9 protein-coding genes are annotated in these 17,080 nt (G+C 59.0%); all 9 read left to right on the top strand.

The genetic code is table 11. The annotated features are described in order from the left end of the window. Positions 1-95 precede the first annotated feature (95 nt). The 9 genes from MME58_RS13095 to MME58_RS13135 all read left to right on the top strand — a co-directional run bounded on the left by MME58_RS13095 (position 96) and on the right by MME58_RS13135 (position 16,984). Positions 96-767, top strand: coding sequence for a GNAT family N-acetyltransferase (locus MME58_RS13095; RefSeq protein WP_054988704.1), 672 nt, complete (start codon positions 96-98; stop codon positions 765-767). Between the two features lie 59 nt (positions 768-826). Further along, a complete protein-coding gene (locus MME58_RS13100) occupies positions 827-2,551 on the top strand; it encodes an autotransporter assembly complex protein TamA (protein WP_055006322.1) in 1,725 nt (574 codons plus the stop codon). A 5-nt stretch (positions 2,552-2,556) separates the two neighbouring features. Further along, positions 2,557-6,237: a translocation/assembly module TamB domain-containing protein gene (locus MME58_RS13105; protein WP_055006321.1), complete on the top strand. Its 3,681-nt coding sequence runs from the start codon at positions 2,557-2,559 to the stop codon at positions 6,235-6,237. A gap of 106 nt (positions 6,238-6,343) precedes the next feature. Next, positions 6,344-7,261, top strand: a complete 918-nt coding sequence (locus MME58_RS13110; RefSeq protein WP_054988701.1) for a LysR family transcriptional regulator — start codon at positions 6,344-6,346, stop codon at positions 7,259-7,261. A 91-nt stretch (positions 7,262-7,352) separates the two neighbouring features. Then, on the top strand, positions 7,353-7,853 hold the full coding sequence (gene tpx, locus MME58_RS13115; RefSeq protein ID WP_054988700.1) for a thiol peroxidase: 501 nt from the start codon (positions 7,353-7,355) through the stop codon (positions 7,851-7,853). 152 nt (positions 7,854-8,005) lie between these two features. Then, positions 8,006-9,307 (top strand): MdtA/MuxA family multidrug efflux RND transporter periplasmic adaptor subunit, encoded by a 1,302-nt coding sequence (locus MME58_RS13120; RefSeq protein WP_054988722.1) that lies wholly within the window; start codon positions 8,006-8,008, stop codon positions 9,305-9,307. Next, a complete protein-coding gene (locus MME58_RS13125) occupies positions 9,304-12,414 on the top strand; it encodes an MdtB/MuxB family multidrug efflux RND transporter permease subunit (RefSeq protein ID WP_054988699.1) in 3,111 nt (1,036 codons plus the stop codon). The genes MME58_RS13120 and MME58_RS13125 overlap by 4 nt, the downstream gene beginning before the upstream one ends. Beyond that, complete coding sequence (locus tag MME58_RS13130; RefSeq protein WP_054988698.1) at positions 12,411-15,518, top strand: efflux RND transporter permease subunit; 3,108 nt, start codon at positions 12,411-12,413, stop codon at positions 15,516-15,518. The genes MME58_RS13125 and MME58_RS13130 overlap by 4 nt, the downstream gene beginning before the upstream one ends. Further along, the gene (locus MME58_RS13135) at positions 15,515-16,984 is read left to right on the top strand and encodes an efflux transporter outer membrane subunit (protein ID WP_055006320.1); all 1,470 of its coding nucleotides are present in this window, start codon (positions 15,515-15,517) and stop codon (positions 16,982-16,984) included. The genes MME58_RS13130 and MME58_RS13135 overlap by 4 nt, the downstream gene beginning before the upstream one ends. Positions 16,985-17,080 lie beyond the last annotated feature (96 nt).

A 17,080-nucleotide genomic window follows, 5' to 3' on the forward strand; every position in this document is an offset into this window, starting at 1 on the left:
ACAAATCGTTGGAACTGTTATCAAGTGCCATCACTCGAAAGCCTGCTTGCCAAAACTGCTGCGCCAAACGCAGTTCCGTTAACACGAGGCCCTTTATGTCCCTACCTGCTGCCATCACGGGTGAAATTCGCCAACTCGACAGTGGTTATTCCCGTGAAACCCGCTCCTTGCTGTTCAGGGCCTATCGGCACGATCCGACCTTCGCCTATCTGTTCAATGCCGAGCGCGAGGGATATGAGCAACGCGTATTGGCGACCATTCGCCAACTGGTCAAACAACACTTCCTGCAAAATCAGCCGGCGCTTGGTCTGTTTCTGGATGATCGGCTGGTTGGCGTGGCGCTGATCGCGCCACCTCAGCGTCGTCTTGGGGTCACCGAAAGCTGGGCCTGGCGTCTGCGCATGGTGATGGATACCGGTCTGGGCTGCACTCAGCGCTACCTTGCCTATTACAACGCTGTGCTCGCCTGTGTACCGTCCGAAACCGTGCATGTGCTGCCTTTGATAGGGCTCGACCCGGAATTTCAGGGCCAGAAGCTGGGGCAGGATTTGAGTGAGCAACTGCTGGGGGCTCTGCACGATTGGTGCGCAGTAGACGAACAGTCCCAAGGCATCGTCGTAGACACGGGTAATCCTCGCTATCTTGAGTTCTATAAGCGACAGGGTTACGAGGAAATCGGCGAGATTGCCGTAGGCCCGGTCCGAGAGCATGTGTTTTTTCATCCGAACCCTCAGGTTTCACTGCCGGTGCCTGATGTAACGGTCTGAATATTCGACAATTCGTGGGCTTCCAGTGCAGCCCGTCGATCGTGTTAGCATCTACGCCCATGAAGCTTTTCAGACTATTCAGCAGCCTGTTCCTGATGACCATGAGTGCAGCGGCGCTTGCGCAGTCTCGCCTTGACGTCAGGATCAAGCCCGCCAACCCGGAACTCAAAGCCAACGTCGAAGGGTATGTGGGGGATTTGGGTGAGCGTGACGTTCAGGCATTGCGCAACTACAGCCTGGGTGCCGAGCAGCAAGCGGAAAAGGCAGCTCAGGCGCTCGGCTATTATCAGGCGCAGATCGACAGCGAAATAAAAGACGGAGACCCGCTACGTCTGGTGATCAATATCCAGCCGGGCGAGCCCGTCCATTTGCGTAATGTGGTGATTCGGGTCGAAGGACCTGCAGCGTCGCTGAAGGCTTTCCGTGTGCCCAGGAGCGATGCACTGAAAACCGGCGCGGTGCTCAATCACGGCAATTATGAAGATGCCAAGCGGCTGATCCAGAATCAGGCATCACGCTACGGTTTCTTCAGTGGCCACTTCACCAGCCAGCGCCTGGCGATCGACCCAAGGGCCGGGGTTGCCGACATTGAGCTGGTTTATGACAGCGGCCCGCGCTACTCGCTTGGCAAGGTCATGTTCAGCGGCGATGCCCCCTTCGATGATGACCTGCTCAAGCGCATGGTGCCGTTCAAGGAAAATACACCTTACGATTCACAGCTCATCGCCGAACTGACCCAGGCCATGCAGGGCAGTGGTTATTTCGAAGGTGTACGGGTCGATGCCGCCCCTACGGCAGCCGAAAACCGGATTATTCCGGTGACCGTCCAGCTTGAGACCCGCAAACCGCGCACCATGGGGCTGGGGCTGGGCTATTCGACCGATGTCGGCCCGCGTGGCAAGGCCAACTGGACCCGCCACTGGGCCAATCCGCAGGGTCACAGCTATGGATTCGAATCGGAGATATCCGCGCCACGTCAGAACATCGGATTGTGGTACGACGTGCCGCTCGATCCGCCCCTGACCGATAAATTGCGTTATGCCGGGGGCTATCAATATGAAGAGATTGCCGGCACCGACAGCCTCAGCAAGCTGCTGACTGCCGGGCCTGAATGGCACAGCAAGCTGCCCAGCGGGTGGGAACGGGTCATATCCTTGAAATGGCAACGCGAAGAATACCGACTGGGTGACGATTCGGGCCTGAGTACCCTGCTGATGCCCGGTATCAGTTACTCGTACCTGCGCAGCGATAACCGTATCGACCCCCACCAGGGCTACCGCTTGCAGTTCGACACCCAGGTGGCAAAGGAAGGCATGTTATCGGACGCCAATCTGGTGCATGCCAACGTGTTGCTCAAGGGGCTGACGACAGTCGCGCAGAACCACCGTCTTCTGGGCCGCGTGCAGTTTGGTGGCAACCTTACAGACGGTTACACCGCGATCCCCCCATCGCTGCGTTTTTTTGCCGGTGGCGATCAAAGCGTTCGCGGCTACGACTACCAGAATCTGTCACCAACCAATTCCGACGGCGACCTTATCGGTGGGCGTTACATGTTTGCCGGGAGTGTCGAGTACCAGTATTCCATCGCGGACAAATGGCGTCTGGCGACTTTTATTGATCAGGGCAACTCGTTCAACAATCTGGACAAGCCGGATCTGAAGACCGGAGTCGGGTTCGGGGTACGTTGGGTTTCTCCCGTAGGCCCCTTGCGTCTTGATCTGGCGCACGCGCTGGACGACGACGGCGGTATTCGCCTGCATTTCTCGATGGGGCCGGAGCTTTGAACAGGATGAACATCAAGCGCGGCCTGAAGGTTACCGGATTGAGCCTTATCGCATTACTGCTGCTGGCGCTTGTCGGCGTCGGCCTGGTGCTGGGAACCCAGGCTGGCAGCCAGTGGGCGCTGGCACGTGTGCCTGGCGTACACCTGGAAAACTTTCAGGGACGACTGGGCGGGCAGTGGAGTGCAGAGCGGCTGGTATGGCAGCAAGGCGCAGACCGTGTGGAGGTGCAATCTGTCGATTTCGCCTGGACGCCCGCCTGCCTGCTGAAAATGACCCTGTGTATCGATCGCTTGCATGCTGCACAGGTACTCCTGCGTTTTCCTCCGAGCGGTGCACCAAGCGATCGCGGTCCTGTCAATTTGCCAGCCCTCAGACTGCCGCTGGCTCTGCAACTGGGTGATATACAGCTGGGCAGTCTGCAACTGGACGGCGTCGAACAGTTGCGCGATCTCAAGCTGACGGCGTACTGGACCTCGGAAGGCTTACAGATCGATAGCGCGCACCTGCAGCGCGATGCGCTGGTGCTGGACCTCAAGGGCCTGCTGAAGCCCGAAGGCGACTGGCCGCTGAGCATTGGCGGGCAATTGCAACTTCCGCCGCAGGACGGCCAGCCCTGGACGCTGGCGCTGGATATTCAGGGGGATGTGCTCAAGACCCTGCAACTCAAGGCTGACAGTAGCGGCTACCTTCCAGGGCTGCTGACTGGCGAGTTGCAACCGCTGGCTGAGCATGTGCCCGCGCGACTGAAACTGACTGCCGAACGCTTCAAGCCCAGCGCTGCATTGCCCGACACCTTGCAACTCGATCACTTGCTGCTGACTGCCGAGGGCAATCTCGACTCGGGTTACCGGATCAACGGCTCCGCCAGCCTGCCTGCAGAGAAAGGCCCCGTGGCGTTGTCCTTGCGGGGCAGCGCCGACGCCAATGGTGCGAGCATCGCTGCGCTTGATCTCAGCGCCAATGACCAACAGCGTCTGGCGGTAAATGGCACGTTCAACTGGCAGAATGGCTTCTCGGCCGATGCAAGCATCGACTGGCTGGATTTCCCCTGGCATCGTCTTTATCCCGTGGAATCCGAACCGCAGGTCTCGTTGCACGCATTCAAGGGCGAGATTTCCTATACCGACGGTCATTATCTAGGCAATTTCAACGCCAGCCTCCAAGGGCCCGCCGGTGCATTCACGCTGGTCAGCCCCTTCAGCGGCAACTTGCAGGAGATCCACCTGCCACAATTGGAACTGGTTGCAGGGCAGGGCAAGGCCAGCGGTTTTCTAAATCTGCAATTCGCCAACGGCATTGGCTGGGACACGGCCCTGGATCTGATCGCGCTGGACCCCTCATTCTGGGTCGCTGAATTGCCCGGTACACTCGCGGGACCCTTGCGCAGCAGGGGGCAACTCATCAACGAGCGGCTCGAACTCACTGCTGACCTCGACCTTAAAGGGCGTCTGCGTGGCCAGCCTGCGCTGCTGCAAGCCAAGGCCGAGGGTGGTGATCAGCAATGGAGCCTCAGCAACCTGAACATGCGTTTGGGCGACAACCGGATTCAGGGCGCTGGCAGTTTGCAGGAGCGTCTCAAAGGGCAGCTGGATCTCGATCTGCCGCGTCTGGCTCAACTCTGGCCACGTTTGCAGGGACAGGTCAAAGGTCGCCTGGATCTGAACGGAACGCTGCAGGCACCTCAAGGGCAACTGGCGCTACAGGGCAGTCAGCTCGCGTTGCAGGATAATCGCCTGCAAACCCTGTCGCTCAATGCCCGGCTGGATCAATCGCAACGTGCCACCGTCAACCTCAAGGGCGTCGGTATTCAAGTCGGCGACACCGGGCTTGGGACCTTGCTGGTGGACGGCCAGGGGACGCTCAAGACGCAACAGTTGAAACTGGACCTGCAAGGACCGCTGCTCAAGCTTGCCATCGGGCTGGACGGGGGACTGGAAAAAGGCGACTGGCGGGGTCGGCTGGCCAGTGGTTCGGTGCAGAGCGGCGGGCAGAACTGGCGCTTGCAGCAACCAGCGAAGATCGAGCGCCTGGCTGACGGCAGGCTCGACTTCGGCGCACATTGCTGGCTGTCCGGTTCGGCCAGCTTGTGCGGTGGCGATCAGCGGCTGATGCCGGAACCACGCCTGCGTTATCAACTGAAGAATTTCCCGCTCGACAGTCTGGGGCAATGGATGCCCAGGGATTTTGCCTGGAAAGGTGCGCTGAACGCCGACGTTCAGCTCGACATTCCGGCAGCAGGCCCCAGTGGCAAGGTGACGATCAATGCCGGAGGCGGCACTCTGCGCGTACGCAATAACGCGCAGTGGCTGGACTTCCCGTACCAGACGTTCAAGCTCGACACCTCCCTGACACCAAGACGTATCGACACGCGTCTGAACTTCGAGGGTGGCAAGTTGGGGCGGTTGCTGCTCAACGCGCAGATCGATCCCTTGGGCAAAGACAAGCCCCTTTCAGGCGACTTCAGCCTTTCCGGGCTGGACATCTCGGCAGCCCGGCCATTTGCACCAATGGTGCAGAAACTCAACGGACGCCTGAACGGTAACGGTCGATTGTCAGGCAGCCTGCTCGCGCCTCTGGTCAACGGCAGCGTGACGCTGGAAGGCGGTGAAGTGGCAGGGGCCGAGTTGCCGATGGAGCTGCATGACCTCAAGGTTCAGGCGCTTATCGCCGGAGAGAGCGTACAACTCAACGGTGGCTGGAAAAGTGGCGATACCGGGCAGGGAAGCATAGGCGGCCAAGCGGCCTGGGGGCAGAGTCCGAGCGTCGACGTCAGCCTCAAGGGCGCGCGACTGCCCATCAATGTCGAGCCCTATGTTGCTGTGGAAATTGCACCTGATCTGAAAATCTCCATGCAGGGAGAACGATTGGCCGTGTCCGGCAAAGTGCTGGTGCCCAAGGGCACAATCACCGTACGTGAGCTGCCGCCTTCCACCGTCAAGTTGTCAGGCGATACGGTGATCGTCGGGCAGCAGACCGAGGAGGGTGCACCACCGCTGGCCGTGGCGATGGATGTAAATGTTGAAGTCGGCCAGGAAAAACTCGGTTTCAGCGGTTTCGGGCTCACCGCCAACCTGGTCGGTCGCGTACACATTGGTGACAATCTGGACACCCGTGGCGAGCTGAACCTCAATGACGGGCGTTACCGTGCCTATGGCCAACGGCTTACCATCCGCAAGGCACGCCTGCTGTTTGCAGGCCCGGTTGACCAGCCCTATCTGGATATTGAAGCGATTCGGCAGACAGATGACGTAATCGCGGGTATTCGTCTGACCGGCAGTGCCGAGCAGCCTGCCACTGAAGTGTTTTCCGAGCCCGCGATGGGCCAGGAGCAGGCGCTGTCCTATCTGGTCATGGGCAGGCCGCTAAGCACTTCGGGCGAAGACAACAACATGGTCGCCCAGGCCGCGCTGGCGCTGGGCGTTGCAGGCAGCTCTTCCACAACCGGAAAGCTCGCGGACAATCTGGGTATCAAGGACTTCGAACTGGACACCTCGGGCACCGGTGACAAGACCAATGTGGTTGCCAGCGGCAAGATCACCGAGAAGCTCAGTCTGCGCTATGGTGTCGGTGTATTTGAACCGGCCAATACCATTGCGTTGCGCTATCTGCTCAGCAAGCGTGTGTACCTTGAGGCGGCAAGCGGTGTTGCCAGTTCGCTGGATATTTTCTATAAAAGGGACTTCTGAGCACGGGCCAGCCGCTGTCATGGCACTGGCCTGTGCCAACCGGTTTACCCTGCCAAAACAGTGTGACCCTTCACACGCTACCCTCTCTATCAGGCTGCCGGTAATCATGGACCGATTCAACGCCATGCGCGTCTTCACCCGTATCGTCGAGCTGGGCGGTTTCGCCAAAGCGGCCGAAAGCCTGCACATGCCCCGTGCATCAGTGACGATGCTGATCAAACAGCTGGAAGCTCATTTGGGTGTGCAACTCTTGCAACGCACCACGCGCCAGGTGAACACCACGCCTGACGGCCGGGCCTACTATCAGCGTTGCGTAAGCCTGCTGGCCGATCTGGATGACGCCGAAGCCTCCTTCTCTGCGGCGGGCGCTGAGCCCAGGGGGTTGTTGCGCATCGACCTGCCGGTCAGTCTGGGGCGCATGATCGTGATTCCTGCCTTGCCTGAATTTGCCCTGCGCTACCCGCAAATCAGGCTGGAAATCGGCATGAGTGACAGGCCTGTCGATCTGATCCGCGAGGGCGTGGACTGTGTATTGCGCGCTGGAGCGGCTCTGGACGAAATGCTGGTCGCAAGACCTTTGGGCAATCTGACCCAGATCACCTGTGCCAGTCGCGAATATCTGCAGCAATATGGGACGCCGCTGAACCTGCCGGACCTGATGCAACATCAGGTAATCGAATATTTTTCGACCAGTACCGGCAAACGTTATGGTCTGGAGTTCATGGCCGAGGGCGTTCAGGTTGATCAAGCGTTGGCCTGTTCTATTTCCGTCAACAGTGCCGATGGTTATGTGGCGGCTTGCGAGGCAGGTTTCGGCCTGATACAGGTGCCGCGTTATCATGTCGCCGCGCAATTGCGCAGCGGAGTACTGATCGAAGTATTACGCGCGTATCGTCCGCCGCCTTTACCGTTGACGGCGCTTTACCCGCCTCATCGACAGTTGTCGCGGCGGGTCAGGGTATTCGTCGATTGGCTGGTGGAATTATGTGCCCACCCTGATATCAGGGACAGACTGGTTTCCTGAGAAAAATTCGGAATTATCCGATATAGGCCCCGGCACACTTTCGTGTTTAACTTCCGAACTCTTTTATTCATTTCAAAAAGGAACGTGTTTCATGGCTCAAGTGACCCTCAAAGGCGGCCCCGTTCAGGTCGATGGCAACCTGCCTGAAGTCGGCAGCAAGGCACACGCCTTCACGCTGGTGGGCGAAGGTCTTGCCGACAAGACCCTTGCGGATTTCGCTGGCAAGCGCAAGGTACTGAACATTTTCCCTAGCGTCGACACGCCGACCTGTGCAACGTCTGTACGCAAATTCAACGCCCAGGCGAACGAGCTGAGCAATGCCGTCGTACTGTGCATCTCCGCTGATCTGCCGTTTGCCCAGGCGCGCTTCTGCGGCTCCGAAGGTCTTGAGAACGTCAAGAACCTTTCTTCTTTCCGCAGTGCCGACTTCAGTAAGAATTATGGTGTTGCAATTGCAGACGGTCCGCTGAAAGGTCTGACTGCCCGTGCAGTGGTTGTTCTGGACGAAAACGATAATGTGCTGCACAGCGAACTGGTCGCAGAGATCGCTCAAGAACCCGACTACGACGCGGCATTGGCTGTGTTGAAGTAACTTCCCGCAACACCTCGACGGCCTGAGTCCGCTCAGGCCGTTTTTTTGTCTGTGCTTCATACGTTTATCAAAAGTAAGCGCTTGGTAAAGGCGCTTTGCTTGTAACGCATCTGTGCTTATTGTTCAGCCTTCTGAACAAGCCCCCACCTGTAATGGTTGATTTATTCATGCAATCGTCTGGCTCTCGTAAATCCCGTCGCTGGTTGATCAGTTTGTTGATCCTGTTGGTCATTGTTGCCCTGTGCTGGTGGCTCTGGCCTGCGTCCACCCCTGGGAAAGGCGCCGAGGGCAGGAAGCCTGGTGCGGGCGGCATGGCGCGGCCAGGCTTTGGTGGATCGGCTGTTGCTGTCCCGGTGCGAGTGGCACCGGCAACCGAAGGCGATTTTCCGATCTATTACAAGGCGCTTGGCACTGTGACGGCGATGAACACCATCAATGTGCGCAGCCGGGTGGCGGGAGAGCTGGTCAAGCTTTATTTCCAGGAAGGGCAGATGGTCAAGGCCGGTGATCTGCTGGCTGAAATCGATCCGCGCAGCTATCAGGTGGCATTGCAGCAGGCCGAAGGTACGCTGGCCACCAATCAGGCGCTGCTCAAGAATGCCCAGCTCGACGTGCAGCGCTACCGTGGATTGTATGCAGAGGACAGTATTGCAAAACAGACCCTCGACACGGCCGAATCGCTGGTCAATCAGTACAAGGGCACGATCAAGACCAATCAGGCGGCCGTGGCTGATGCCCGGTTGAGTCTGGATTTCACCCGCATCCGCGCCCCCATCGCCGGTCGTGTCGGCCTCAAACAGCTGGACGTCGGTAATCTGGTTGCCGCCAACGACACAACCGCCTTAGTGGTGATCACCCAGACCCAACCCATTTCGGTCGCCTTCACGCTGCCGGAGAAAGACCTGTCCAAAGTCATTTCCCGCTATCGCACCGGCGACAAGCTGCCGGTCGAAGCCTGGGACCGTGGCGATACGAAAATGCAGGCTGCCGGTGTACTTGCCAGTCTCGATAACCAGATCGACGTGACGACCGGCACCCTGAAGTTCAAGGCCCGTTTCGATAACGGTGACGAGATCCTGTTCCCCAACCAGTTCGTCAATGTGCGTCTGCGCGCCGATACGCTGAAACAGGCGACGCTGGTACCTACCGCCGCAGTTCAGTTCGGCACCGACGGGACCTTTGTCTATGTGCTGGACGGGGACAGGAAGGTCAAGCTCAAGCTGTTGAAGACCGGTCCGAGCGACGAGACCTCAACGGTCATCACCGAAGGGCTCGCAGCAGGCGAGCGGGTGGTGCTTGAAGGCACCGATCGCCTGCGCGACGGTGCTGAAGTCGAGGTCGTCAACGACAGTAAGGATGTACCGGCAGGCCCGGTTCAGAAACTGCAAGGCAAGCCTGACAGCAAGACCGACAAGTCGGCAGCACTCGGCAAGGTGGAAAAACCAAACGTATGAACATGTCGCGTCTGTTCATCCTGCGTCCGGTTGCCACCACACTGAGTATGCTGGCAATTGTCCTGGCGGGTCTGATCGCCTACACCTTGCTGCCGGTCTCGGCGCTGCCTCAGGTCGATTATCCGACCATTCGTGTGATGACGCTTTACCCCGGTGCCAGCCCGCAAGTCATGACCAGCTCCGTCACTGCGCCTCTCGAGCGTCAATTCGGACAGATGCCCGGACTGACCCAGATGGCTTCGACCAGCTCGGGCGGCGCATCGGTCATTACGCTGCGTTTCAGCCTGGATATCAATATGGATGTGGCTGAACAGCAGGTGCAGGCGGCGATCAACGCCGCCACCAATCTGCTGCCGACCGACCTTCCGGCACCACCGGTCTACAACAAGGTCAACCCCGCCGATACACCGGTTCTGACACTCGCCATCACCTCGAAAACAATGTTGCTGCCCAAGCTTAATGATCTGGTCGATACGCGCATGGCGCAGAAGATCTCTCAGATCAGCGGCGTCGGCATGGTCAGCATTGCCGGCGGGCAGCGTCAGGCGGTCCGTATCAAGGTCAATCCGGAGGCGCTGGCCGCCAACAGCCTTAATCTGTCCGATGTACGAACGCTGATCGGCGCGTCCAACGTCAACCAGCCCAAGGGCAACTTCGACGGGCCGACTCGGGTTTCCATGCTGGATGCCAACGATCAACTGAAGTCTCCGGAGGAATACGCCAACCTGATTCTGGCCTACAAGGACGGGGCTCCCTTGCGCCTGAAGGATGTGGCCGAAATCGTCGATGGGGCCGAAAATGAACGGCTGGCGGCGTGGGCCAACCGCAGTCAGGCGGTGCTGCTGAATATTCAGCGTCAGCCGGGTGCCAACGTGATTGATGTGGTCGACCGGATCAAGGCTCTGCTGCCAGGGATCACCGAAAACCTCCCGGCCGGTCTTGATGTGGTGGTGCTGACGGATCGCACGCAGACGATCCGCGCCTCGGTGACTGATGTTCAGCACGAGTTGCTGATCGCGATCGTTCTGGTGGTGCTGGTCACGTTTCTGTTCCTGCGTCGCTTCAGTGCAACGATCATTCCTTCAATTGCCGTTCCACTGTCGCTGGTAGGCACGTTTGGCATCATGTACCTGGCAGGCTTCTCGGTGAACAACCTGACGCTGATGGCCATGACCATCGCGACCGGCTTCGTCGTCGATGACGCCATCGTGATGCTGGAAAATATCTCCCGGCATATCGAGGAGGGCGAAACCCCCTTGCAGGCGGCACTCAAGGGCGCAAAACAGATCGGTTTCACCCTGATTTCCCTCACCTTGTCGCTGATTGCGGTACTGATCCCGCTGCTTTTCATGGCTGATGTGGTCGGGCGGCTGTTTCGTGAGTTCGCCATCACTCTGGCGGTCGCGATACTCATATCGCTGGTGGTATCGCTGACCCTGACGCCGATGATGTGCGCGCGGTTGCTCAAGCGCGAGCCGAAGGAAGAAGAGCAGAGCCGTTTCTACCGTGCCAGCGGTGCCTGGATTGACTGGCTGATCGATATCTACGCAGGCAGGTTGCGCTGGGTGCTCAAGCATCAGCCTCTGACCCTGCTGGTCGCACTGGCCACTCTGGCGTTGACTGTGCTGCTGTACATCGTTGTACCCAAGGGCTTCTTTCCTGTGCAGGACACCGGTGTGATCCAGGGTATTTCGGAAGCGCCCCAGTCAGTTTCGTTTGCTGCCATGAGCCAGCGTCAGCAAGCGCTTGCCGATATCATTCTCAAGGACCCTGCGGTGGTCAGCCTGTCTTCCTATATTGGCGTCGACGGCGATAATGCAACGCTCAATAGCGGGCGTCTTCTGATTAACCTCAAACCTCACGGGGAGCGCGATATCACCGCGCCCGAGGTGATCCAGCGCCTGCAGCCCGAGGTCGACAAACTCTCGGGGATCCGTCTGTTCATGCAGCCGGTGCAGGACCTGACCATTGAAGACCGGGTCAGTCGCACTCAGTATCAGTTCAGCATGTCCTCGCCTGATGCCGAGTTGCTGGCGCTGTGGAGCGAGAGATTGGTGGACGCGCTCGGCAAACGGCCCGAACTGACGGATGTCGCCAGCGACCTGCAGGACAAGGGCTTACAGGTCTATCTGAACATCGATCGTGATGCGGCCAGTCGGGTAGGGGTCACCGTTGCGAATATTACCGATGCACTGTACGACGCTTTCGGGCAACGGCAGATTTCCACTATCTATACGCAGGCCAGCCAGTATCGCGTGGTCCTGCAGGCAGCGTCCGGCAGTGAACTCGGTCCTGCCGCGCTCGACCAGATTCATGTCAAGACCACCGACGGCGCGCAGGTAAAACTGTCGAGTCTGGCGCGCGTCGAACAGCGCCAGGCACAGCTGGCCATCGCTCATCTCGGGCAGTTTCCGGCGGTGATGATGTCGTTCAACCTCGCGCCCGGGATCGCGTTGGGCAACGCCGTGCAGGTGATCGAGCAGGTTGAGCAGGAGATCGGCATGCCGATTGGCGTGCAAACCCAGTTCCAGGGCGCTGCCGAGGCATTTCAGGCTTCGTTGTCCAGCACGCTGCTGCTGATTCTGGCGGCCGTGGTGACCATGTACATCGTCCTGGGCGTGCTCTATGAGAGCTATATCCACCCGATCACCATTCTCTCGACGCTGCCGTCGGCGGCCGTAGGCGCATTGCTGGCCTTGCTGATCAGCGGCAACGATCTGGGCATGATTGCGATCATCGGCATTATTCTGCTGATCGGCATCGTCAAGAAGAACGCCATCATGATGATCGATTTTTCGCTCGATGCCGAGCGCAACCGAGGTGTAGCGCCGGAAACGGCGATCTACGAAGCGGCTCTGCTGCGCTTCCGGCCGATTCTGATGACCACCCTGGCGGCACTGTTTGGTGCCATCCCGCTGATGCTTGCCAGCGGCTCCGGCGCTGAACTACGTCAACCTCTCGGGCTGGTGATGGTCGGTGGCTTGCTAGTCAGTCAGGTCCTTACGCTGTTCACCACGCCGGTCATCTACCTGTATTTCGACCGGCTTGGCCGTCGCTGGAGGCGCAAGCCTGCCGACCCGGACCGATTGGAGCGGGCTGACGCATGAACCTGTCGGCGCCTTTTATCCGTCGCCCGGTTGCGACCGTTCTGCTGAGCCTGGCGATCATGCTGCTGGGCGCTGTCAGCTTCCGTTTGTTACCGGTCGCGCCCTTGCCGAACATGGATTTTCCGGTGATTGTGGTGTCCGCGAGTCTTGCGGGGGCCAGCCCCGAGGTCATGGCCTCCACTGTGGCAACGCCACTGGAGCGATCTCTGGGCAGTATCGCCGGTATCAACAGCATGACCAGCAATTCCAGCCAGGGTACGACGCGGATCATTCTGCAGTTCGATCTGGATCGCGACATCAATGGCGCGGCGCGGGAAGTGCAGGCGGCCATCAATGCCTCGCGCAACCTGTTGCCCAGCGGGATGCGCAGCATGCCGACCTACAAGAAGGTCAACCCGTCCCAGGCACCGATCATGGTGCTGTCGATGACCTCGACGGTGCTGGAAAAAGGTCAGCTTTACGATCTGGCGTCCACCATCCTGTCGCAAAGCCTTTCACAGGTTTCCGGGGTCGGTGAAGTGCAGATCGGCGGCAGCTCGCTGCCTGCGGTGCGTATCGAGCTGGAACCACGGATGCTGTCGCAGTACGGCGTATCGCTTGACGATGTGCGTACCGCGATCACGGGTGCGAACGTTCGACGACCGAAGGGCTTCGTCGAGGACGATCAGCATAATTGGCAGGTTCAGGCCAACGACCAGCTGGAAACGGCCAAGGATTATGCGCCACTGATCATTCGCTACAAGGACGGGGCGACCTTGCGCCTCAAGGATGTCGCGAAAGTCAGTGATGCCGTAGAGGACCGCTACAACAGTGGCTTTTACAACAGTGATCGTGCGGTCTTGCTGGTCGTCAACCGGCAGGCGGGCGCCAACATCATTGAAACCGTGGCGCAGATCAAGGCGCAGTTGCCGGCGCTGCGGGCGGTGCTGCCTGCCAGCGTTAGCCTTAATGTTGCGATGGACCGTTCCCCGGTGATCAAGGCAACGCTGCACGAAGCAGAAATGACCCTGCTGATTGCCGTGGTGCTGGTGGTGATGGTGGTGTTCCTGTTTCTCGGCAGTTTTCGCGCGTCGCTGATCCCCACGCTGGCGGTTCCTGTCTCGCTGGTAGGCACATTTGCGATCATGCACCTGTTCGGCTTTTCCCTGAACAATTTGTCGCTGATGGCACTGATTCTCGCCACCGGGCTGGTGGTGGACGATGCGATCGTGGTGCTGGAAAACATCTCCCGGCATATTCACAACGGTCTGGACCCAATGAAGGCAGCCTTTCTTGGTGCCAAAGAGGTGGGGTTCACGCTGTTGTCGATGAACGTCTCACTGGTAGCGGTGTTCATTTCCATCCTGTTCATGGGAGGGTTGGTCGAAAGCCTGTTTCGCGAGTTCTCCATTACCTTGTCGGTGGCGATCGTCGTTTCGCTGATCGTATCCCTGACGCTGACCCCTATGTTGTGCGCGCGCTGGCTGAAACCACGCGAAGCCAGCGGGGAGAACGCCTTTCAACGCTGGAGCGAGCGGATCAATGATCGCATGGTCGCCGGTTATGACCGCTCGCTTGGCTGGGTCATGCGGCACCGGCGGCTCACGCTGCTCAGCCTGCTGATCACCGTTGTAGTGAATATTGCGCTGTATGTGGTCGTGCCCAAGACTTTTCTGCCACAGCAGGACACCGGGCAACTGATGGGTTTCGTGCGCGGTGACGACGGTCTTTCATTTTCGATCATGCAACCGAAGATGGAAATCTTCCGCCGCTCGATTCTGGCAGACCCTGCGGTGGAAAGCGTTGCCGGCTTTATCGGGGGCAGCGGTGGTACCAACAACGCATTCATGATCGTGCGCCTGAAGCCTGTTGCCGAGCGCAAGCTGTCCGCCGAGAAAGTGGTCGAACGCCTGCGCAAGAACATGCCGCATGTGCCGGGCGGTCGACTGTTCCTGGCTCCGGATCAGGACCTGCAACTGGGCGGTGGTCGCGAGCAGACCAGCTCGCAGTACCAATACATTGTGCAAAGCGCAGACCTGAGCAGCCTGCGGCTGTGGTATCCGAAAATCGTCGCAGCGCTCAAGTCGATACCGGAGCTGACCGCCATCGACGCCCGGGAAGGGCGTGGGGCGCAGCAGGTAACGCTGGTGGTTGACCGTGATACCGCCAAACGGCTGGGTATCGATATGAACATGGTTACGGCTGTGCTCAACAATGCCTACAGCCAGCGTCAGGTATCGACCATCTATGACAGCCTCAACCAGTACAAGGTGGTGATGGAGGTCAATCCCAAATACGCTCAGGATCCGGTGACGCTGGAGCAGGTCCAGGTGATTACAGCCGACGGGCAGCGCGTACCGCTGTCGAGCATCGCTCATTACGAGCGCAGTCTGGCGAATGACCGGGTATCGCATGACGGCCAGTTCGCTGCCGAAAACATCTCTTTCGATCTGGCCGAAGGTGCCAGCCTGGATAAAGCAACGGTGGCGATCGAGCGCGCCATTGCCGCCATCGGGCTGCCGTCCGACATCATTTCAAAAATGGCCGGGACCGCCAACGCTTTTGCCTCCACCCAGAAAAGCCAGCCTTGGATGATTCTCGGGGCGCTGCTGGCGGTGTATCTGGTACTGGGGATTCTTTATGAAAGCTACATTCATCCTCTGACGATCCTGTCGACGCTGCCTTCGGCAGGCGTGGGCGCGCTGCTGACGATCTACATACTGGGTAGCGAATTCAGCCTGATTTCCCTCCTGGGGCTGTTTTTGTTGATTGGTGTGGTGAAGAAAAACGCAATTATGATGATCGATCTGGCCTTGCACCTTGAGCGCGATCAGGGAATGACGCCGCAAGAGTCGATCCGCAGCGCCTGTCTACAACGTCTGCGCCCCATTCTGATGACAACGATGGCCGCCATTCTGGGTGCCTTACCGCTGCTTTTGAGCACCGCAGAAGGCGCTGAAATGCGCAAGCCGCTGGGCCTGACCATCATCGGCGGGCTGATCTTCAGCCAGGTCCTGACCCTCTACACCACCCCGGTGGTTTACCTTTATCTCGACCGTCTGCGCCATCGCTACAACAAATGGCGTGGCGTGCGCACCGATGCTGCTCTGGAAACTCCGCTATGACCGAACGCCTGGTTTTTACATCCCGCCCGACAGGGCTGATTCGTCCACTCGCGTTGGGGCTCTGCATTGTGCTGCTGAGCGCCTGCGCCGTCGGTCCGGACTATCAGAAGCCGCCCATGGCCGCGCCTTCCCAGTTCAAGGCTGCCGCAGGCTGGCGCGCGGCCACACCAAGTGACGCGATGGCCAAAGGCGCATGGTGGGAGGTGTACAGGGACCCGCAACTGAATTCGCTGGTCGAGCGGCTCAACACCTCCAACCAGACCGTTGCCCAATACGAAGCGCAGTACCGGCAGGCACAAGCGCTGGTGCGCAGTTCCAGAGGCGCATTTCTGCCGACACTGGACCTCACCACCGGCAAGACCCGTTCGGGGCAGGGCACCGGGACGTCGAACACCGGGACGGGTAACAGCGTCTCGGGGATCCGAAACAGCTATAACGCGCAGCTGGGTGTTAGTTGGGAAGCGGATGTATGGGGCAAGTTGCGTCGTGGGCTGGAGGCCGACACTGCCAATGCGCAGGCGAGCCTTGCCGATCTGGCAGCGATGCGCCTTAGTCTGCAATCGGAGCTGGTGCAGAATTATCTGCAATTGCGGGTTATCGACGAACAAAAACGCTTGTTGGAATCTACCGTGGATGCCTACCAGCGCTCACTGACGTTGACCCAGAATCAATACCGCGCCGGTATCTCCGGCAGTGACGCTGTCGCGCAGGCGCAGACACAGTTGAAAGGCACTCAGGCCGACCTGATCGATCTGGCCTGGCAGCGTGCGCAATTCGAAAATGCAATCGCCGTGCTGATGGGCATGGCTCCCGCAGATTTCAACCTGCCCGTCAGCACTTCGATTCCGCAACTGCCACAGATCCCGCCAGGCCTGCCATCACAATTGCTCGAGCGCCGCCCGGACATTGCTGCGGCAGAGCGTTCGGTAATGGTTGCCAATGCCAACATCGGCGTTGCCAGGGCAGCCTACTATCCAGATTTCACGCTGAGCATGAGCGGGGGGTACAACAGCAGTACATTCGCGAACTGGATCAGCCTGCCCAACCGCTTCTGGTCGGTAGGACCTCAACTTGCATTGACGCTGTTCGACGGTGGCAGGCGTTCGGCCGAGGTCGAACGCACCGAGGCGGTGTATGACCAGACTGTCGCCCAGTATCGGCAGACCGTGTTAAATGGTTTTCAGGAAGTCGAGAACTACCTCATTCAACTCAAGGTGTACGAGCAGGAGGCCGCTGTGCGCCAGGAAGCACTGGTATCGGCTCGTGATTCGCTGCGTTTGACCAATAATCAATACAAGGCAGGGTTGATCGGCTATCTGGACGTCGTCAACGTACAGGCCACCGCGCTGAGCAACGAGCGCAGTGTGTTGAATGTGCTGCAAAGCCGGTTGGTTGCCAGCGTTCAATTGATTGCTGCACTGGGCGGGGGCTGGAACGCCGACACCGGTCTGGCGCTCAGGGAGTAAAGGTTTCAAGCGGCCAGTGCAGTTTTCCCTCAGTGGGGCGTGATAAAAGAAAAACATAGCTAGTTGCCATCTTTTCGACCAAGTACCGGGACATTT

Origin of the sequence: Pseudomonas syringae pv. tagetis (assembly GCF_022557255.1) — a bacterium.
In the GTDB taxonomy this organism is placed as follows: domain Bacteria; phylum Pseudomonadota; class Gammaproteobacteria; order Pseudomonadales; family Pseudomonadaceae; genus Aquipseudomonas; species Aquipseudomonas caricapapayae.

What these genes read in the sequence shown, in the direction of transcription:
- MME58_RS13095 (WP_054988704.1), top strand. Translation starts at nt 96, where the DNA reads ATGTCCCTACCTGCTGCCATCACGGGTGAAATTCGCCAACTCGACAGT.
- MME58_RS13100 (WP_055006322.1), top strand. Translation starts at nt 827, where the DNA reads ATGAAGCTTTTCAGACTATTCAGCAGCCTGTTCCTGATGACCATGAGT.
- MME58_RS13105 (WP_055006321.1), top strand. Translation starts at nt 2,557, where the DNA reads ATGAACATCAAGCGCGGCCTGAAGGTTACCGGATTGAGCCTTATCGCA.
- MME58_RS13110 (WP_054988701.1), top strand. Translation starts at nt 6,344, where the DNA reads ATGGACCGATTCAACGCCATGCGCGTCTTCACCCGTATCGTCGAGCTG.
- tpx (WP_054988700.1), top strand. Translation starts at nt 7,353, where the DNA reads ATGGCTCAAGTGACCCTCAAAGGCGGCCCCGTTCAGGTCGATGGCAAC.
- MME58_RS13120 (WP_054988722.1), top strand. Translation starts at nt 8,006, where the DNA reads ATGGTTGATTTATTCATGCAATCGTCTGGCTCTCGTAAATCCCGTCGC.
- MME58_RS13125 (WP_054988699.1), top strand. Translation starts at nt 9,304, where the DNA reads ATGAACATGTCGCGTCTGTTCATCCTGCGTCCGGTTGCCACCACACTG.
- MME58_RS13130 (WP_054988698.1), top strand. Translation starts at nt 12,411, where the DNA reads ATGAACCTGTCGGCGCCTTTTATCCGTCGCCCGGTTGCGACCGTTCTG.
- MME58_RS13135 (WP_055006320.1), top strand. Translation starts at nt 15,515, where the DNA reads ATGACCGAACGCCTGGTTTTTACATCCCGCCCGACAGGGCTGATTCGT.